Origin of the sequence: Micromonospora phytophila, from assembly GCF_023656545.1 — a bacterium.
In the GTDB taxonomy this organism is placed as follows: domain Bacteria; phylum Actinomycetota; class Actinomycetes; order Mycobacteriales; family Micromonosporaceae; genus Micromonospora; species Micromonospora phytophila.
In genome coordinates, this window is record NZ_JAMOKF010000354.1 from 1 (window position 1) to 5,201 (window position 5,201).

At 73.7% G+C, this 5,201-nt stretch carries 5 protein-coding genes and 1 pseudogene; 3 read left to right on the forward strand and 3 right to left on the reverse strand.

Going from position 1 to position 5,201, the window contains the following annotated elements:
• Positions 1-573, reverse strand: a 573-nt coding sequence (locus NCC78_RS27130) for an NADH-quinone oxidoreductase subunit C (RefSeq protein WP_250798019.1), incomplete at its 3' end; no start/stop codon positions are given.
• Between the two features lie 181 nt (positions 574-754).
• Between NCC78_RS27130 and NCC78_RS27135 the strand changes: the two genes are divergently transcribed.
• Positions 755-1,801 carry a glucose 1-dehydrogenase gene (locus NCC78_RS27135; RefSeq protein ID WP_250798020.1) on the forward strand — a complete coding sequence of 349 codons (1,047 nt, stop codon included), beginning with the start codon at positions 755-757 and terminating at the stop codon, positions 1,799-1,801.
• A 36-nt stretch (positions 1,802-1,837) separates the two neighbouring features.
• Here the strand turns inward: NCC78_RS27135 and NCC78_RS27140 are convergent, their stop codons facing one another.
• Both NCC78_RS27140 and NCC78_RS27145 read right to left on the reverse strand, forming a co-directional pair.
• Positions 1,838-3,154 carry a DUF2252 domain-containing protein gene (locus tag NCC78_RS27140; protein ID WP_250798021.1) on the reverse strand — a complete coding sequence of 439 codons (1,317 nt, stop codon included), beginning with the start codon at positions 3,152-3,154 and terminating at the stop codon, positions 1,838-1,840.
• Between the two features lie 291 nt (positions 3,155-3,445).
• The gene (locus NCC78_RS27145) at positions 3,446-4,027 is read right to left on the reverse strand and encodes an NADH-quinone oxidoreductase subunit B (protein WP_250798023.1); all 582 of its coding nucleotides are present in this window, start codon (positions 4,025-4,027) and stop codon (positions 3,446-3,448) included.
• Between the two features lie 135 nt (positions 4,028-4,162).
• On the opposite strand from NCC78_RS27145, the gene NCC78_RS27150 reads away from it, so the two are divergent.
• On the forward strand, positions 4,163-4,732 hold the full coding sequence (locus NCC78_RS27150; RefSeq protein ID WP_250798025.1) for a SigE family RNA polymerase sigma factor: 570 nt from the start codon (positions 4,163-4,165) through the stop codon (positions 4,730-4,732).
• A pseudogene (locus tag NCC78_RS27155) lies at positions 4,725-5,201 on the forward strand (hypothetical protein); the annotation flags it as partial. The gene NCC78_RS27150 and the pseudogene NCC78_RS27155, both read left to right, overlap by 8 nt.

The following is a 5,201-nucleotide window of genomic DNA, read 5'->3' on the forward strand; positions in this document are numbered from 1 at the left end:
CGTGATCCCCCACTCCCCCGGCGCGGGCACGCCCGGCGGGCGGATCGGTCGGCGTCCGCCCCCGGCCTCGGACTCGCCCGGTTCCTTCGCGCCCGGCCAGGGCTTGGCCACCCGAGAGGCGAGCACGAACTCCTTGCGCAGCGGATGCCCCTCGAACTCGGGCGGCAGCAGCAGCGGCCTCAGCTCGGCGTGGCCGGTGAAGTCGATGCCGAACATCTCGTGCGTCTCCCGCTCGTGCCACGCGGCGCCCGGGTAGACGTCGACCACCGAGGCGACGGCCGGCGCTTCCCGGGGCACCCGGGTGCGCAGCAGGACCCCGTGGCGGCGGGTGGTGGACCAGAGGTGGACCACCACGTCGAAGCCACCGGCCAGCTCGTCCACCGCCGAGAGCCAGTCGAAGAAGTCGCAGGCCAGCTCGGCGTCGTCGCGGGCCGCGCGGAGCGCGTCGGGCCAGCTCGCCGGCGGTACGTCGACGGTGGCCCGGGCGTACGCCTGACCGCCGGAGACCGACATGGTGGCCTCGGCGGGCGCGAGGAGCGCGACCAGCCGCTGGCCGACCTCTTCCGGAGTCATGCCGCTGATCCTATGGCCTGTCCCGGGCGGCCCGGTCCGGTGGAAGGGGCCGGCGGCACCGCGACACACGGTCGGCAGGGGGGCGCCCGGCACGTCCGGCCGCTGCGCCCGGCCCACCCGTCCCGGACAATCTGGTCGCTTTGCCCGGCGGCGGGCCGGCCGGCGGGGAAGGATGAGTGGCGTGCGCGCTGTGACTGTCACCCCGGGTGTGGCCGATTCCCTCCGACTGGACGAGCACTATCCCGAGCCGGCCCCCGAGGAGGGCGCGATCCTGGTCGAGGCGCTGGCCGTCGGGATCTGCGGCACCGACCAGGAGGTCATCGCCGGCCACTACGGCGAGGCGCCGCCCGGGGCGGACCAGCTGGTGCTGGGGCACGAGTCGCTCGGCCGGGTGCTGGAGGACCCGACGGGCACCCTGCGCCCCGGCGACCTGGTCGCCGGGATCGTCCGGCACCCGGACCCGGTGCCCTGCCCGAACTGCGCGGTCGGCGAGTGGGACATGTGCCGCAACGGGCGGTTCACCGAGCACGGCATCAAGGCGCTGCCCGGCTTCGCGCGGGACCGGTGGCGGTTGCAACCCCGGTTCGCCGTCGGTCTGGACCCGGTCCTCGAACCGGTCGGCATGCTGCTGGAACCGGCCACCGTGGTGGCCAAGGCGTGGGACCACATCGAGCGGATCGGCGTCCGCTCCGAGTGGCAGCCGCAGTGCGTGCTGATCACCGGGGCCGGCCCGATCGGCCTGCTCGCCGCGCTGCTCGCCACCCAGCGCGGGTTGGCCGTGCACGTGCTGGACCGGAACACCACCGGGCCGAAGCCGGAGCTGGTCCGGGCGCTCGGCGCGACGTACCACACGGTGCCGGTCGGTGAGCTGGACTTCGAACCGGACGTGGTGGTCGAGTGCACCGGCGCGCCGGTGGTGGTGCTGGACGCGATGTGCAAGGCCGCGCCGAACGGGATCGTCTGCCTGACCGGGGTGTCCAGCGGCGGCCGGACCATCGACTTCGACGCCGGGGCCCTCAACCGGGCCCTGGTGCTGGAGAACAACGTGGTCTTCGGCTCGGTCAACGCCAACCGCCGGCACTGGGAGCTGGCCGTGACGGCGCTGGCCCGGGCCGACCAGTCCTGGCTGAGGTCGCTGATCACCCGCCGGGTGCCGGTGTCGGCGTACGACGAGGCGTACGCCCACACCGGCGAGGACATCAAGGTGGTGCTCGACTTCACCGCCTGACGGCGACGTCTCGACCGGCCGAGCCCGCCGTCCGGCTCAGATGCCGGGCAGCTTGCCGTTGCGGAACAGGTCGACGAAGAGCTGGTGGTCCTGCCGGGCCCGCACCCCGTACGCGTGGGCGAAGTCGACCAGGTGGCCCACGAAGCCCTCCTCGTCGGCGTCGACCACGGCGACGATCGCCTCCTCGGTGGAGTAGTCGACCAGGTCGTGGCTCGACTCGTCGTCGGCCACCGAGTGCATCCGGGCGACCGCCCGGCCCAGGTGCGCGAGGACCCCGGTCAGCTCCTCCGGCTCGTTGACGTCGGCCCAGTCCAGGTCGGCGGCGTACGGGGAGATCTCGGCGACGAGCTGACCGGCCCCGTCCAGCTCGGTGAAGCCCAGCCACGGGTCGGCGTACGCCTGCAGGGCCCGCTGCGACTCGGCCGTGCGGTGCCCCTGGTGCCGGAAGTAGCCGCGCACGCTCTCGTCGGTGATGTGCCGGGCCACGGCCGGCACCTGGGCCTGCTTCATGTAGATGACGACGTCGTTCTCCAGCGCCTGGGTGTGCCCCTCCAGCAGCAGGTTGTACGACGGCAGGCCGGCCGAGCCGATGCCGACCCCCTTGCGCAGCACCACGTCCTTGATGTTCGCCGCCACCGGGCGCAGCCGGGCGGCCGACGCGGGCCGGGTGTCGAGGTACGCCTCGTAGGCGGCGCAGACCTTCTCCCGGGTCTCCCCGTCGATCTCGAAGACCCCGTCGCCGAGGGAGAACCGCCGCTCGTAGTTGTCGATGGTGGTCTGGGTGGCGAGCAGGTCGACCCGGGTGTTCAGCCGGGCCTGCTGGAGCACCCGCAGCAGCACCCCGTCGGCGGTGTCCAGCGTGATCGAGCCGATGGCGTCGTCGCCGCCGGTCGCGATGCCGCGCAGCTCCGCCAGGTACGACCGGGCGAAGCCGTCGACCTGGTCGCTGATCACCTGGTCGGAGAGCGCCTTGGCGTAGCCGAGCAGCGCCACGCTGGCCGCGAAGCGCCTCAGGTCCCAGGTGAACGGCCCGACGTACGCCTCGTCGAAGTCGTTGACGTTGAACACCAACTGCCCGGAGGCGTTCATGTAGGTGCCGAAGTTCTCCGCGTGCAGGTCGCCGTGGATCCACACCCGGCTGGTCCGCTCGTCGAGGAAGGCGGAGTCGGCGAAGTCGCCGCGCTGGTCGGCGTAGAAGAGCGCGGCGCTGCCCCGGTAGAAGGCGAACGGCGACGCGGCCATCTTTCGGAACTTGCGGCGGAAGGCGGCCGGGTCGAGCGCCATCGACGCGCCGAACTCCTCGGTGAGCACGTCGACGATGTGGGCGGAACGCTGGTCCGCGGAGTGGCTCATGCAGCGCAGGCTAACCCCCGCCGGCCACCGGGGGGCCTCCTCCGACCGACCGCTTCTCCCCCACCCGCTCGGCGCCTGCGACCCCTCCTCGGCGCCCCGAGCACACCGGCCCGCGCCGGCCGGGGCCGACGGCGCGGAGCTCGGCCTCGGCGCCCCGAGCACGCCGGGCCGGGCCGACGGCGCGGAGTTCGGCGGTGGGCGACGACGGCCAGCGGTGGCGTCGAACGGAGGTGTCGCCGCTGGTCGGTCTCCGCCTGCGACGGCCCGCTGGATGGCGGGGTGGGCGGTGGGTCAGGAGGTGGGGGGACGCACCGGTGGGGCGGTGAGGGATTCGGTCGGGCGTCGGGACCATCCCGCGTCGCTGGGCGCGGCGTCGGCCGGCGACGCGAGCGCGTCCGGGCGGGACACCCCGCCGATGCCGGACTGCTCGGCGGCGATCTTCTCCTGCAACCGCAGGATGCCGTGCAGCAGCGCCTCGGGCCGGGGCGGGCAGCCGGGCACGTAGACGTCGACCGGGATGAGCTGGTCGACGCCCTTGGTCACCGAGTAGGAGTCCCAGTAGGGGCCGCCGCAGTTGGAGCAGGCGCCGAACGAGATGACGTACTTCGGCTCGGGCATCTGGTCGTAGAGCCGCTTGATCGCCGGGGCCATCTTGTCGGTGACGGTGCCGGAGACGACCATCAGGTCGGCCTGCCGGGGGCCGTGGGCGAACGGGATCACGCCGAGGCGGATGAAGTCGTGCCGGCCCATGCTGGTCGCGATGAACTCGATGGCGCAGCAGGCCAGGCCGAAGTTGAAGACCCAGAGCGAGTAGCGGCGGCCCCAGTTCAGCACGAACCGGATCGGCTCACCGAGCACTGCCGGCACTTGCACCTCGGGCCTCCCTCAGCTGTCTCCGAGTTGACAGTCAACCACAGGCCCCGCGGCGGCAACCCGCGCAACCGATGCCCGCGTCAGGGCGTGTGACCGACGTGACCGCGTCGGCGGCACGCGTACGGGGAGGACCAGATGATGGTGACGACGGAGCCACGGCTCGGCGAGCCGCCACCCGAGGGGACAGCCGAGCGGTCGCCGCGCCCGGAGGGGCGCGAGGTGATCGACTTCGACGGGCTCTACCAAGCGCACTTCCGGTCGCTGACGCTCCAGCTCGCCGCCTACTGCGGTGACCTGTCGCAGGCGCAGGACCTGGTGCAGGAGGCGTTCTGCCGGGCGTTCGCCCGCTGGTCGCGGGTGTCCCGCTACGACGATCCGGTGGCCTGGGTACGCCGGGTCGCCTGGAACCTCGCCACCAGCCGCTGGCGGCGGCTGCGGACGGCCCAGTCGTGGCTGCACCGGCAGCGCGAGGAGCACGTGCCCGGGCCGGGGCCGGACCGGGTCGCGCTCAACGCCGCCCTGGCCCAGTTACCGGCCGCCCAGCGTCGCGTCGTGGTGCTGCACTACCTGGCCGATCTCAGCGTCGTGCAGATCGCGGCGCAGGAGGGAGTGCCGGAGGGCACGGTCAAGTCCTGGCTGCACCGGGGCCGGGCCGCTCTGGCGGTCCGACTGGCCACCACGAACGAGGTGAACGACCATGACTGAGATCGACGACATCCTGGTCAGCGGCGAGTTCGCCGCGTTCCGCGAGGCGTACGCCCCGGCGGTGCATCCGGCCGGGACGGCCGCGGTACGGGAGACCGTCCGCCGCCGGCGCCGGCGTACCGCGGTGGTCACCGCGGCGGCCGTGGTGCTCGCCGTGGCGATCCCGGTGGGCGCGAACGCCGCCCTGCACCGGCGGCCCGGTCCCGGACCGGCGCAGACCGCCACCCCGAGCCCGTCGGAGACGACCGTCTCACCCACCCCGCCCGCGCCGACGCCGAGCACGGCCAGCTCCACCCCGGCCGCGCCGGACGGCCGGATCACCCGTTCGCAGCTGCTCGCCGCCCAGCTCGACCTGTCACGCTGGCCGCAGAACGCCCCGACGACCTGCGTCACCGACGACGTCCGGCTGCGGTCCGGGCCGCAGCGGGAGCCGGTGCCGACGCTGCCGGGCGAACCCCGCCACGCCGCC